The organism is Streptomyces sp. SS1-1 (genome assembly GCF_008973465.1).
Lineage (GTDB): Bacteria > Actinomycetota > Actinomycetes > Streptomycetales > Streptomycetaceae > Streptomyces.
In genome coordinates this window covers 686,790-701,117 of the sequence record NZ_WBXN01000004.1, presented here as the reverse complement: position 1 = coordinate 701,117, position 14,328 = coordinate 686,790, and the positions used below count along the sequence as shown (strand labels likewise).

Genomic DNA, 14,328 nt, shown 5'->3' with positions numbered 1-14,328 from the left:
AGTCGATGACGTGTCCGGGGTGCCGCCGTGTCTACCGCCGCACGACGAACTCTCCGGCGAGCGTGCCGATTCCGACGGAGTACGTGCCCACGGTGTCCCGGCGGACGGTGAACCGCACCGTCACCTCCTCACCGGGCCGGACCGTGACGGCCTGCCGCTGCTCCGGCTCACCCGCCACCGTCAGGACCGCGGTGTACGTCCCCTTCGCCTCGCCCACGTTCTTCACGCGTGCGGACACCCGCACCGGCGCGCCGGGACGGGCCCGGGACGGCGTCACGGACAGGTCGTTCGGCGCGAAGCGGGCCTCGGGGCCGGCGACCAGGTCGTGGACGAAGATGTCGGAATGGCGGTTGGTGTCGTCGCCGACGAGGTTGGCCGACGTGCTCTCGAAGGCGACGTACCGCCCGTTCCCGCTGAGGGCGGGAAGCGCGGAGGAGCCGTCCCCGCCCGCCTTCTCGGGACCGTCCGACACCCGGATCGTGGTGCCGGCCTTCCGGTCGCGGACGAACACGTCGACCTGCCCGTTGCTGTCGCCCGGGGCGAGGTTGGAGGCGTAGCTGTAGAAGGCCACCTTCGTGCCGTCCGCGCTCAGGGAGGGCGCGAAGCCCCACTGGTCACCCGGGGTGCCGTCGCCGGCGACGTCGACCCGTTCGTTCTTCCCCGTGCGCAGGTCGTGCACGAAGAGCCGCCAGTCGTTGTCGAAGGCGACCGTGCCGCCGTCGCCGCTGATGCGCGGCGCGGTGTTCGCGCCGTCGGGTCCGTCGACCAGGGTCGTCGTGCCCGTCACACGGTCGAAGACGAAGACGTCGGCGGTGCCGTCGGTGTCGCCCGTGACGAGGTTGTCCGCGGTGCTCTGGTAGGCGATGTACCGGCCGTCGGCGCTGATGGTCTGCTCACGGGAGGGGCCGTTGCCCGGTGTGCCGTCGGCCGCCCCGGAGACCCGGACGGTGGTGCCGGTCTTCCGGTCGTGGAGGAACACGTCGGTGGTGTCGTTCGTGTCCCCGGCCACCAGGTTGTCGGCCTCACTGTTGAAGACGGCGTAGCGCCCGTCGGAGCTGAGCGACGGGGCCGAGCTCAGGCCGTTCGCCTGCGTGCCGTCGGAGGACACCGAGACCCGCTCCGTGACACCGGTCGTCCGGTCGTGCACGAAGGCGTCCGTCTCCCGGTTGGTGTCGCCCGGCACCAGGTTGCCGGCGCCGCTGCTGAACCCGACGTACCGGCCGTCCGCACTGAGGGTAGGCGTCAGGGAGAAGTCGTCGCCCTCAGTGCCGTCCGACGCCACCGACACACGTTCGGTGGTCTGCTTGTCCCGGTCGGCGACGAAGATGTCGAGCGTGCCGTTGGTGTCCCCGGACACCAGGTTGGAGGCGGGGCTGGCGAACGCGACGACCCGGCCGTCGTCGCTGAGGTCGGCCCACCAGGCGTCACTGTTCGGCTGCTTGCCCTGACTCGACAGGGACACGCGCTCGGTGGCGGACGGGCGGGGCAGCGCCAGATCGGCGTGCCGGGCGCCGGAGTGGCCGTCCACGGTCACGGACAGCGGCCGGGACCGGGAGATGCCGGGGGCGGTCGCCGCCACGCTGCGCTCACCGGCGGGCACGTCGTGGATGGTGTAGCGGCCCTTCCGGTCGGTCACCGCCGACAGCGTGTCCGGCACGTCCTGGATCGTCACGGTGGCGCCCGGCACGGTCGTCCCGGTCGGGCCGTACGTCACCGTCCCGCTGACCGTGGCCCACCGGGTGCGGGGCAGCTTCAGAGCGACCTCCGTGTAGCGGTCGGCGCGCACCCGCTGCCGGGTCGTGGTGTCCACGTATCCGAAGCGGGACAGCGCCAGTTCGTGGGTGCCGGGCGCGAGGCGGAGCGAGAAGCGGCCCGCGTCGTCCGTGGTGACCGTGCGGCCGGTGTCGGTGCGTGCGACGGTGACACCCGCCAGGGGCTTCCCGCTGCGTTCGTCGGTGACCGTGCCGCGGACCCCGCTGTGCTGGGCGGCCTCGTTCACCGCCGCGAAGGCGTCGATACGGCCGTGCCCGTACCGGGGGTTGGGCAGCGTGCCGTAGCGGTCGTCGGCGTGGGAGGTGCCGGTGAGGATGGCGAGGGCCTCGTCGACGGTCAGGTCCGGCTCGGCCTGGAGCATCAGGGCGACGGTGCCGGAGACGTGCGGGGTCGCCATCGAGGTGCCGTCGAGCGTGCCGTAACCGCCGTCGGGGAGCGCCGACAGGACGTCGACACCGGGCGCGGAGACGTCGGGGACCACATAGGTGTCGGGCCACTCCGCGGGCGGCGCACTCCAGTTGCTCTTGTGGACGACCTCGCCGCACGAGAAGTCGGCAACGTTGTCGTCGGCGTCGGTCGCGCCGACCGACACGGACTCGTAGACGTTGCCGGGGCTGGCCGAGCCCTGGAGGCACTCGTTGCCGATGGCGAAGGCCGGGAAGATGCCGGCGCGCGCGATGTTGCGGGCCGGTTCGACGAGTTCGTCCGCGTAGCCGTCGGAGCCGAGGGACATGCTGACCACGTCGGCGGGCTTCCCGGCGGGGGTGCCGTCGGCGGCGTACGGGGCGATCGCCCACTGCATGCCGGCGATGACCTGGGCGAGGCTGCCGCGGCCACCGGGGATGACGAGCCCGCCCATGAGATCGGCGCCGGGTGCCACGCCGATCCGGGTGCCGGAGGCGTCGCCGCCGGCGACGGTGCCGGCCACATGGGTGCCGTGGTACGCGCTGTCGTGCGGCACGGAACCGGGAACGGGCCGGCCGTCGGCGTCGAACTCGATCCAGCCGCCCGGGTGGGTGGGGTCGGCGGGGTCGGCGCTGGTCAGCCTGCCCGCGAGGTCGGGGTGGCCGGCGTCGATGCCGGTGTCGAGGACGGCGACGCGGACACCGGTGCCGGTGATCTTCCGGTCGGACTGCACCTTGTCGGCGCCTATCTTGGCCAGGCCCCAGGTGGTCGCCCCGGCCGTGGCACGGGCGACGGCCTTGGCGCCCTTGTCCACGGTCTCGCCGGGCGGGGTCTCCAGGGTGAAGTTGGGGATGACCCGCTCGACGGGGGAGAGCGCCGCGAGTTCGCGCAGCGTGTCCGGCGTAACCTTCACCAGCACCATGTTCTTGAGCCAGAACGTGTTGAGCACCCGGTCGCCCCGGGCCTCCACCAGGTCGGCGACCGGAGCCTGGACGGTCTCCGTGTCCCGGGCGAGCGCGCGGCGCACCTCCGCGCCGGAGGCGTCCGAGGCGAGCTTCGGGCTGCTCCCCCGCAGGACGACGGCCGCCTCGACGCGTCCGTCGCCGCGTGCTTCGGCGGCGTTCATCCGCTTGAGCAGCGTGGGGTCGATCTTCGATCGTGCGGCCGTCGTGGCGGACGCGGGAGAAGGTGAGTCCTGCGCCATCGCAGGAGCGGCGGTCAGAGCGGTGGCGCATATGCCGAGCACGGACAACAGCGATCTGTACCGGTGTTGCCCGCGGGGCGGACGGGCCGGGAACGGCATGGGGGCACTCCTTCTGCGACGCGTGTCCGCGCCGTGGGGTCGAGCCGATCACGTGGCTCGAGAACGCTGACATCCGGCCGGAACTCCTGACAAGATCGTCCGGCGGCGACTTTCCGTCAGCCGGCGGGAAGACGACAGGTGTTGAGGACAGGAAGCGAGGGCACACGCCGTGCTCGAGTCGATCGGCCTGGACGAGCGGGACGAAGCCGTGTACGACGCCCTGATCCGAAGGACCCGCGCCACCGCCGCCGACCTCGCGGCGGACTGCAACCTCCCTTTGCGCGTCACCAGCCGCGCCCTGCGGTCACTGGTCGACCTCGGTCTCGCCTCGACCGCGCAGGGACGCCCCGTCGTCTATGCCGCGCTGCCGCCCGACAGCGCCCTGGAGGCCGTACTGCGGGAGCGGGAACGGGCGTTGAACGGCGTGCGCTCCCATCTCTCGGGCCTGATGTCCCTGTACCGCGCGGGCAGCCGGTTCGCGCATCCCGGTGAACTCGTGGAGGTCATCTCGGGCCGCGACGAGGTCAACCGGAACTGGGCGCAGGTGCAGCGCGCGTCCCGCACGCAGGTACGGGGCTTCGACTGCCCGCCGTACGCCGCGGCGGCCGGCCACTCCGAACCCAACCCGGTCGAACTCGAACTGCTCGCCAGAGGCATCAAATACCGCGTGCTGTACGACAGTTCGGTCCTTGAGCTGCCGGGGTGGCTGGAGGACGTGTCGGCGGGGATACGGCTGGGGGAGCAGGCCCGTATCGCCACGGGACTGCCGACCAAGCTCGCGATATCCGACGAGCGGATCGCCATGCTTCCGCTCCTGCGCCCCGGTGACAACGCGGTGACCGCCTCGTACGTCATCCACCCGTCGCCCCTGCTCGACGCGCTGGTCGCCCTGTTCGAGGCGATGTGGGAACGGAGCGTGCAGATCAGGCCGTCGGCACCGCCCACGGCCGAGGACGTGGCCGACCGGTTGACGCCGGAGGAGGAGAAGCTGCTGACCCTGCTGGCGTCGGGAGCCACCGACAAGTCGGCGGGCCGCGCCCTGGGCTGGAGCGAACGCACGGTACAACGCCACATCACCAGGCTCCTGCGCCGCTTCGGCGCCCAGACCCGCTTCCAACTGGCGATGGAGGCGACGCGCCGGGGCTGGATCTGACGAGGCCGTCCCGGCGGACCGGCGGACCGGCGTGACGGCACCCGGGGCGCCCCGGACGCTGCCCGTACCCCCGGGCGCCGCCTGCGACCTCCCGACAACTCACCCCCACACACGCCCCGTTGACCAGCGGAAAAACCTCGGCGGGCCGCTGTCGTTGGGAACTGCGTGTCCTTCACCTTCTCAGGCCGGCGGCGGCATGCCCCGCGAACGGCTCACCGCTCGACCAGGTCCGTAGCGGCGGTGATCGGTGACGACCCGGCGCTGCGGTCGGCGTACCGGCTGTGCCGTGACCGGACCCGGCGCGAGGATCCGGCGGAGTACGCGCTGATCCAGCTCGTGCCCGCCGCGCTGCGCCCCGCCTGCTGGGCCCTGTGGGCCGCCGCCAACGCCATCGACGACCTCGCCGACGACCGCACGGCCACCGCGGGCGAGCGGGCCGCACGGACGCGGCGGTGGATCGACGCGCTCGAGCGGGAACTCACCGCCGGGACCAGTCCCGACCCCGTGCGGCGTGCCCTGGTGGACACCGCGGTGCGCTGGCGGCTGGACCTGAGCGGTCTGCGCGACGCCATGGCCGAGGTGGCGGTCGACGCGCACGGCCGCCGCTTCGCCGACTGGAGCGGCTGGCGCGCCTGGGGCCGGGGCAATCTGCTGCCCTGGTTCGAGCAGGTCCGCGACCTCTTCGACCGGGCCGGCGTGCCCGTCGCCCTGCGCCTGGACCGGCAGGAGTCCTACGAGCGGCTCCTCGACGGCATGCGTCTCACCGACATCCTCACCGACCTGTCCGCCGACCTCCCCCAGGGCGACCTCCTGCTGCCCGCCGAAGCCCTCGACCGATGCCCGGGAGCCGAGGAGGACCTGATCGGCCTGCGCTGGAGCCCGGCCGTCGCCGATCTGGTCGCCCACCTCACCGAGCTCGGCCGCGAGTGGGTGACCCAGCCCGCGCTCACCCGAGGGATGCACCCCGGCCCCGCGACGGTCGTCGCCGCCCTGGCCGACCTGCTGCTCGCCCAGCTCGACGCCGTGGACGCCGCCGGCCCCACCCTGCTGCGCGTCCGGCCCCGGCCCCCGTTCCTCACCACCGCCCGGCTGCTGGCCCCCGCCCGGGCGCGCGCCGCCCTCGCCTGGTCCCTGACCCCCGTGCAGGCACCGCCCGCACGCCGCGTCGAACCACACCTCCCGCCGGCCCCGCCCCGCCCCCTGCGCCGCCCGGTGTTCCGCGACCCGCCGCCCCACCCCAGCGGGGAGCGGCCGCCGCGCATCCCGGCCGACCGCATGCCGGAACACGTGGCCGTGATCATGGACGGCAACGGCCGCTGGGCGCAGCGCCACGGCCTGCCCCGGCACGAGGGCCACCGCGCCGGCGCCGCCGCCGTCCGCGACGTCGTGCACGGCGCGCTGGAGATCGGCCTGCGGCATCTGACGCTGTACGCCTTCTCCACCGAGAACTGGAAACGCGACCCCGAGGAGACCGGCGCCATCCTCGACCTGCTGCGCCAGGAGACGCGTACGTACCCCTTCCAGGACCTCGACGTCCGGATGCGCTGGCACGGCCGCGCCGACAGCCTCCCGCAGGACCTCGTCGACCTGCTCGACATGCGCGAGCGCGGCACCCGCGACCGCACCGGGCTGACGGTGACGACCTGCGTCAACTACGGCGGCCGGGACGAGATCGCCCGGACCGCCGCCGCCCTCGCGCGGCAGGCGCGCAGCGGCCGGCTCGACCCGGACCTGATCGGTGAGAGGGACTTCGCCGAGCACCTGCCCCGGCCGGACATGCCGGACGTCGACCTGCTGTGGCGCACCGGCGACGAGCAGCGCACGTCGAACTTCCTGCCCTGGCAGACGGCCTACGCCGAACTCCACTTCACGCCCGACTACTGGCCCGACGTCGACCGGCGCGACCTGTGGCGGGCCATCACCGAGTACACGCGCCGCCAGCGCCGGCACGGCGCCGCCGAACCCGCCCCGCCCGCACCCGCCGCACCGGCCACCGCTCCCGGCGACGGCGCCTGACGCCCGAGGCGCCTCACGCCCCGGGCTGGGGGCGGACCGTGAGGATCTGCTGCGCGGTGCCGACGGGGCCGTCGACGTCGTGCAGGACGGTGCTGGTCAGCCCCTGCCCGGAGGGGCCGAAGGAGACCGTGGTGTCGAGGCCGGTCCAGCGGCCGCGCGGCTGCCGGTGCAGATGGACGGTCAGATCGACGTTCGGGAACATCCACTCGGCGGGCGGCCGCAGGACGGCGATGCCGTTGGCGGTGTCGACCAGCGCGAGATACGAGGCGAGCGGGCTGACGGGCACCCCGGCCACCAGGTCCAGCGGTGTGGACACCCAGGCCGTCGTCCGGCCCGCCCGGGGCGGTGCGACGGGACGGACGTCCAGGGAGGCGATGTAGCCGCCGGACCACAGCTCGGACATCGGCCACCGCTCCAGCGACTCGGGCGGGGTGAGCGGTTCGGCGGTGCCGCCCGCGGCCTCGGAGGTGTCCAGGGCCAGCAGGTACCAGGCGCGGGCCCGCAGCACCGGGCGGCCGGCGATCCGTACGACGGCTTCCAGGAGCTCGATGGTGCGCCCGGGACGGACCGTCTCCACCTCGATCTCGCACTCGTCGACGGCGAGCCGGCCCAGGATGTCGTAGCTGATGCGGGACAGCACGAGACCGTCGTCCGGTGACGCCGCGCGATGCCGGTCGAGGGCGTGCACGACGAGCCCGCCGAGCGGGCTGAAGTGCTGCTCGTCGCGGTGCCAGGCGCCGCCCACGTGCGGCGTCGGCTTGTAGCGGCGGTCGTCGATGGCTTCGAAGTAGCTGTCGGGCGTCACAGCGGGTCCACTCCCCAGGGTGCGAGGCGCTGCCGGGGCGGGGCCCGGCAAGCCGGTGTGCGGTCAGGGTAGTTCGCGCCCGCCGGGGACCGCCCCGCCCGGTGCGCATATCGGAAACCGCGCTCCGCACCGCCTCATTCAGGAGATTCGACGACGTTCCCGTGCACTCCGTACCCGGTGTGATGTTCCCCATTGCGCGTCCGGGCGGCGCTCGTGAGTCTCTCGGACAGCGCGCGGCCCGAACCGTCCGACATCTTCCAGTTCCACCGAGCCCCGTGAGGAGAAACGGTCCGGCGAATTCTTCGAAGAACCGTTATCCGAGGCCCGCCGAGCGATCTCCCAGGTATCGGACACCACCGTCCGGCGTCGAGGACAGGGAAGCATTGATGAGTACAGAGCGCACGAGGGAACTGACGGCCCTGGTCACCGCCGCCCGTGACGGCGACGCGGCGGCCCAGGACGCCCTGGTCGGCGCGTACCTCCCGCTGGTCTACAACGTCGTGGGCCGGGCCCTGAACGGGTCCGTCGACGTCGACGACGTCGTGCAGGAGACCATGCTGCGCGCCCTCGACGCGCTCGACGGGCTGCGTACGCCCGAGAGCTTCCGCTCCTGGCTGGTGGCGATCGCGATGAACCAGGTGCGCGCCCACTGGCACGCCCGCCAGGCCGCGCCCGGCGGGGTGGAGGAGGCGCGCGAACTCGCCGACCCGGGCGCCGACTTCGTGGATCTGACCATGGTGCGGCTCCAGCTGTCCGGGCAGCGCCGCGAGACCGCGCGCGCCACGCGCTGGCTGGAGCCCGACGACCGGGGCCTGCTGTCGCTGTGGTGGCTGGAGTGCGCCGGTGAGCTGACCCGCGCCGAGGTGGCCCAGGCGCTGGAGCTGTCGCCGCAGCACACGGCGGTACGGGTGCAGCGGATGAAGGCGCAGCTCGAGGCCGCCCGCGTGGTGGTGCGCGCGCTGGACTCACGCCCCCGGTGCCAGGAGCTGCACGGCCTGCTCGGGTCCTGGGACGGCCGGCCCTCGGCGCTGTGGCGCAAGCGAATAGCCCGGCATGCCCGGGGATGTGCCCGTTGCTCCGGGCTGTGGAGCGGACTGATGCCTGCCGAAGGGCTCCTCGCCGGACTGGCGTTGGTGGCCGCGGCCCCCGCCCTGCTGGACCGCGTCCGCTCGGCCGCGGACCTGGTCCCGGCCGGCTCGGCCGCCGCGCTCGCCTCCGCCGGCCACGGCGGGCACCGGGCCGCGGGCAGCCGGACCGCCGCGCGCGGCGCGGCCCGCAGGCGCCGCCGCAACCGGCGCCGCGCCGTCGGAGGCGCCGTCGTCGCGGCGTGCGTGGCGGGCGGCGGACTCTGGTACTTCGATTCCGTTCCCGGCACCGGCCGCGAGGAACCGTCCGCCGCGCGCGGAGCCGGCGCCGCCGTACCGGACGAACTCGTCGAGCCCAGCCCGGTCAGCACCTCGGCGTCCCCGTCGGCGTCGGCCTCGACGTCCCCGTCGGCGTCCGCCAAGCCCTCGAAGAAGGCCACCCCCTCCCCGTCCGCGAAGAAGACGGAGAAGGCGACACCGACCACCCAGGCCCCCACCCGGGCGTCCCGCCAGGCGGCCGCCGCCTCTCAGGCGCAGGAGACCCCGTCGGGCGCCGTCGCCCAGGTCGTCGCCCTGGTGAACAAGGAGCGGGCCACCGCCGGATGCGGCCCTCTCGCCGAGGACTCCCTGCTCGACACGTCGGCGCGGAAGCACTCCGAGGACATGGCCGCCCGCGGCTTCTTCGACCACACCAACCCCGACGGCGCCGACCCCGGGCAGCGCATCACGGCCGCCGGCTACCGCTGGTCCACGTACGGCGAGAACATCGCGATGGGGCAGCAGACCCCGGAGGCCGTGATGGAGTCCTGGATGAACAGCCCCGGCCACCGCGCCAACATCCTCAACTGCTCGTTCAAGGACATCGGCGTCGGCGTCCACGAGGGCCCCGGCGGCCCGTGGTGGACCCAGAACTTCGGCGCCAAACTCTGACGGCGCGCCCGGCGACGTACGAAGACGGTTCGGCGCCGGTCACAGGCTCAGCGCGCCCCCGTTGCCGGCGAGGGGCTGTTCGGTCCAGATCGTCTTGCGGTTGGGGCCGTAGCGGGTGCCCCACCGCTCCGCCAGCTGGGCCACCAGGAACAGGCCGCGCCCGCCCTCGTCGGTGCTGCTGGCCTGGCGCAGATGCGGCGAGGTGCTGCTGGAGTCGGAGACCTCGCAGATCAGATGCCCGTCCCGGATGAGCCTCAGCTGCACGGGGCCGCCGGCGTACCGGTAGGCGTTGGTGACCAGTTCGCTCACGATGAGTTCGGTGGTGAAGGCCAGCTCCTCGTCGAGACCCCACTCGGACAGCTGGTCCCGCACCAGCGCCCGGGCGTCCCCGGCGGCCGTCGGCTCGGCCGGCAGCTCCCAGGTGGCCACGTTCCCGTCCGGCAGGACGCGGGTGCGGCCCAGCAGCAGGGTGACGTCGTCGTCGGGCCGGCCGGGCAGCATGGCGTCCTCCACCGCCTTGCAGGTGTGCTCGAGCGACGGGGACGCGCCGGCCAGCGTGCTCCGCAGCAGGGCCAGGCCCTCGTCGATGTCGCGGCCGCCGGCCGTCAGCAGGCCGTCGCTGCACAGGGCGATCAGACTGCCCTCCGCCAGTTCGCACTCGGCGCTCTCGAACGGCAGCCCGCCCAGCCCCAGCGGCGGTCCGGCGGGCACGTCGACGTCCAGCACCTCCCCGTCCGGGTCCAGCACCGTCGGCGGCGGATGCCCGGCGCGGGCCATCGCGCAGTGCCGGGAGACCGGGTCGTAGATGGCGTACAGGCAGGTGGCGCCCACGAGCTGCGGCGCGTTGGCGTCGGCCTGCCGCTGCTCGGTGGCGAGATGGTCCACCAGGTCGTCCAGCCGGGACAGCACCTCGTCGGGTGCCAGATCGAGATGGGCCAGGGTGTGCACGGCGGCCCGCAGCCGCCCCATGGTCGCGGACGCGTGCATGCCGTGCCCGACCACGTCACCGACCACCAGGGCGACGCGCAGCCCCGACAGCGGGATCACGTCGAACCAGTCGCCGCCCACCCCGGTGGAGGCCCGTGCCGGCAGATAGCGGTGCGCGGTCTCGACGGCCGGCTGCTCCGGCATCTCACCGGGCAGCAGACTGCGCTGCAGCGCCTCGGCGGCCTGGTGCTGCTGGGTGTAGCGGCGTGCGTTGTCGATGCAGACGGCGGCCCGGGCGGCGAACTCCTCCGCGAGGGTCAGATCGTCCGCCTCGAACGGCTCGGGTCGCTGCGAGCGCCACAGGCAGACCACGCCGAGCACCACACCGCGGGCGGCGAGCGGGACCACGATCAGCGAGTGGACACCGGCCTCCAGCGCCTGCCGGGCCCGTTCCGGCTCGGCGGTGATCCAGCCCGAGCCCGACTCCAGGGCGGGCAGCAGCACGGGCCGCCGCTCGGCCAGGCAGCGGTGCGGAGCGGTGTCCGGCGGGAAGAAGAACTGGTGGCCCTCGGGGTACATCAGCCGGACCCCCTCGGGCCGGACCGCGCGGGCCGCCATCCGGCGCAGCGGGCCCATGCTGTCCGCCTCCGGCTCCTCGCCGCGCGTCACCGGCTCCAGCAGATCCACCGAGAGGGCGTCGGCGAGCTCCGGCACGGCCGCCTCCGCGAGCTCGCGGGCGGTGCGGGCCACGTCCAGGGTGCTGCCGATGCGGGTCCCGGCCTGGTTCAGCAGGGCGAGCCGGCGGCGGGCCCGGTGGCGGTCGGTGACGTCCTCGACGATCTCGGTGACGCCCAGCACCCGGCCGGACGGGTCCTCCATCCGGAAGGCGGAGACGGAGATCACGGTCTCCTTGTGGGGGTCCGCGAGCAGCCGGCACCGGTGCTCCGCGAAGATCAGCGGCCGCCCGGTGTCCAGGACGGTCCGGAGTTTGCCCTCCACCCAGTCCGCGACCGGACCGAGCAGGAACTCGCCGGCGCGCCGCCCCCGGTAGGCGTCGGCCGGCAGCCCGCCGAACCGGGCGATCGCCTGGTTCACCCGCAGCACCCGCAGATCCGGTCCGAGCACCACCACCCCGATCGGCGAGCGCAGGAAGAAGCCGTCCAGCACCGCGCGGTCGATCTCCCACTGGGTGATCTCCTGGGCGAGCGAGCCGACCAGCAGCCACTCGTCCCCGCCGCCCAGCCGCTGCACCCGCCGGGCCCGGAACCCCACGTGCAGCCGGCGTCCGGAGCGGTGCAGCACCGGCAGCAGCCCGAACCAGCCGTGCTCCCGCAGACAGGAACGGGCGGCCTGAGCGACGACCCCCTCGTCACCGGTGTCGACCAGGAACTCGTGCACGGGCCGGCCCAGCGCCTCGTCCGCCCGGTACCCGAGCAGCTCGGTGGCCTTGTCGCTCCAGGCGACGACCCGCCCACGCCGGTCCAGCACGGCCGCCGCGGACCGGAGCACCGAGAACGGGTCCTCCGGACTCTCATTGAGCGACGTAGGGGATGTGTCGTGCATCGCCCACCCATCTCGCGCCGTACGCGGGACCCGGGGGCCCGGCGCACGGGCGCTGCTGCCGTTCCGTATGCCTGGCCTTGCAGCGTTCCCTCTCAGTATCAGCCGAGTGTCCACCCCGTGCTTGATCACGACCGCCGGGGTGCCTCGGTCGGGTGACGGCCGGGTCCGCGCCGTCTCACCTGGGCAGGGCCCGTGCGAGGAGCACGGCCACGTCGTCGTCGGCCGTGCCGGGCACGAGGTCCGCGAGGAGGTCGTCGCAGATCCGCTCCAGCGGCCGGCCGGGATCGCGCACCGAACGCGCCAGCCGGCCCATGCCCTGCTCCAGGTCGGTGCCCCGGCTCTCGATCAGCCCGTCGGTGTACGCCAGCAGCAGGCTCCGCGGCTCCAGACGCAGATGCTGCACCCGCCAGTCCTGCCGGCCCACACCCAGCGGCGGGCCCGCCGGTCCGTCCAGGAAGGCGACCGTGCCCCGGTCGGCGACCAGGGGCGGCGGATGCCCCGCGCTGGCGACCAGGCAGTGTCCGGAGACCGGATCGTGCACGGCGTACAGACAGGTGGCCATCTCGTTCTCCCCGAGGTCGGCCACCACGGCGTCCAGGTACCGCAGCACCTGGTCGGGGGTGGTGTCGCGGCGCGCCAGGGTCCGTACGGCGGTCCGCAGCTGGCCCATGACGGCCGCCGCGTGGATGCCGTGCCCCATCACGTCCCCGATCACCAGCGCGGTCCGCCCGCCCGGCAGCGCGATCGCGTCGAACCAGTCCCCGCCGACCTCGTGCTCGCCGGCCGGCAGATAGCGCCCGGTCAGCTCCAGCCCCCGTACGTCCGGCAGACAGGGGTCCATGAGGCTGCGCTGCAGGGTGAGCGCGGCGTCCCGCTCCCGGCTGTACATCCGGGCGTTGTCGATGTTCAGCGCCGCCCGCGCGACCAGCTCGTCGATCAGCAGCGTGTCCTGGTCGTCGAACGGCTCGCGGTCCCTCGTCCGTGACACCACCACCGCGCCGAGCACCGTCCCCCGGGCCACCAGCGGCACCAGCCGTGCCGAGCCGACCCGCGCGTACAGGTAGGCGCGCAGCGGCTCGGCCTCGGGGGCGGGGATCAGCTGCCCGATGTCGGCGAGGTACAGGTTCATGGCCCGGCCGTCCTCGATGACCCGCTCGTACACCGATCCGCGCGGGACCTGCTGGGTCATGCCGACCGCGAGCTGGTCCGCCGGCGCCAGCGGGTCGGTGAAGGACGCCGCCGCCCGGCGGACCACGCCGTGCGCGGACGCGGCGGTCTCGTCCGGCGCCACCGCCTCCTCCAGCAGCTGGACGTCCGCCGAGTCGGCCAGCCGCGGCACCAGCACCCGGACGACCTCCTCGGCCGTCTGCCGCAGATCCAGGGTCGAGCCCATCTGCGCGCCCGCCTCCGCGAGCAGCGCCAGGCGCCGCCGGGCCCGCTCGGCCTCCAGGTGGGCGCGCTGCTCGCGGGTCACGTCGATCAGCGAGGCGATCACCCCGACCCGCCGGCCGGCCGGGCCGAGCAGGGGCGCGTAGGAGCACGACCAGGTGCGCCGCCGTGCCGGGTCCGCGCCGGACGAGGTGTGCCGGTGGTCCACCACGGCCTCGCCCCGTTCCAGGACGCCCCGCATCACCGACTCCAGGGGGGCGGCGCCGGGCGCGACGTCCGTGAGGCTCCGGCCGACGTGGTCGGGGACCGGGACGCCGTCCATCCGGGCCATCGCCTCGTTGACCCGCAGGAACCGCAGGTCGGGGCCGAGCATGGCGAGCCCGACGGGGGACTGCTCGAACAGCCCCTCCAGCGCCGCCAGCGCGTCCCGCATCCCCTCCACGGCGGAGGTGTCCGCCGCGATGGCCAGGACACCGGTGCGGCCCCGGGCGTCCGGGATCGGGCAGTGCCACATCTCCATGTCGAGGAGGCGGCCGTCGCGGTGGCGGACGGGCAGCCGCGCGACCACCGCCGCGCCGGTCCGCACCGAGCCCGCCAGCCGGTCCGCGAGCCGGTGGTTCTCCTCGGGGACGAGCGCCAGCTTGGCGTCCCGCCCCAGCATCTGCTCCGGGGTGTGCCCCAGCAGGTCCTGCGCGGCCAGCGACCACTGCACGAGCAGCCCGTCGCCGTCGGCGACCCACAGCGCCAGCGGCAGCAGGTCCTCGAAGACACCCGCGTGGCCCGCCGCGGACGTGAGCGGGCCCGTCGGGTCGCCGATCGCGCCGTGCGTCGGCACACCGTGGTCAATCGCGCCGGCCATAGGGCACCTCGCTCACACCTCCCGCGACGACAGAAGGCTCAGAAACAGGGTAGGCCCGTACGGACCCGCACGTACGGGCGTGCGCACCGCCCAGCGCCCGGCGGACCCGTCAGTGGCCCG

At 74.1% G+C, this 14,328-nt stretch carries 7 protein-coding genes; 3 read left to right on the top strand and 4 right to left on the bottom strand.

Annotated elements, in window-relative coordinates; all coding sequences use genetic code 11:
- Window positions 1–31: 31 nt before the first annotated feature.
- Window positions 32–3,424 (bottom strand): S8 family serine peptidase, encoded by a 3,393-nt coding sequence (locus tag F8R89_RS04185; protein WP_225994616.1) that lies wholly within the window; start codon window positions 3,422–3,424, stop codon window positions 32–34.
- A gap of 226 nt (window positions 3,425–3,650) precedes the next feature.
- On the opposite strand from F8R89_RS04185, the gene F8R89_RS04180 reads away from it, so the two are divergent.
- Complete coding sequence (locus F8R89_RS04180; RefSeq protein ID WP_151782672.1) at window positions 3,651–4,634, top strand: helix-turn-helix transcriptional regulator; 984 nt, start codon at window positions 3,651–3,653, stop codon at window positions 4,632–4,634.
- 240 nt (window positions 4,635–4,874) lie between these two features.
- Window positions 4,875–6,650 carry a polyprenyl diphosphate synthase gene (gene uppS / locus F8R89_RS04175; RefSeq protein WP_151782671.1) on the top strand — a complete coding sequence of 592 codons (1,776 nt, stop codon included), beginning with the start codon at window positions 4,875–4,877 and terminating at the stop codon, window positions 6,648–6,650.
- Between the two features lie 13 nt (window positions 6,651–6,663).
- On the opposite strand, the gene F8R89_RS04170 is transcribed toward uppS, so the two are convergent.
- Entirely contained in the window at window positions 6,664–7,455 is a 792-nt protein-coding gene (locus F8R89_RS04170) for a thioesterase family protein (RefSeq protein ID WP_151782670.1), read from the bottom strand.
- A 386-nt stretch (window positions 7,456–7,841) separates the two neighbouring features.
- On the opposite strand from F8R89_RS04170, the gene F8R89_RS04165 reads away from it, so the two are divergent.
- Window positions 7,842–9,470, top strand: a complete 1,629-nt coding sequence (locus tag F8R89_RS04165; RefSeq protein WP_151782669.1) for a sigma-70 family RNA polymerase sigma factor — start codon at window positions 7,842–7,844, stop codon at window positions 9,468–9,470.
- Between the two features lie 39 nt (window positions 9,471–9,509).
- Here F8R89_RS04165 and F8R89_RS04160 read toward each other — a convergent pair whose 3' ends face one another.
- Window positions 9,510–11,960: a SpoIIE family protein phosphatase gene (locus F8R89_RS04160; protein ID WP_151782668.1), complete on the bottom strand. Its 2,451-nt coding sequence runs from the start codon at window positions 11,958–11,960 to the stop codon at window positions 9,510–9,512.
- A 175-nt stretch (window positions 11,961–12,135) separates the two neighbouring features.
- On the bottom strand, window positions 12,136–14,208 hold the full coding sequence (locus tag F8R89_RS04155) for a SpoIIE family protein phosphatase (protein WP_151782667.1): 2,073 nt from the start codon (window positions 14,206–14,208) through the stop codon (window positions 12,136–12,138).
- Between the last annotated feature and the right edge of the window lie 120 nt (window positions 14,209–14,328).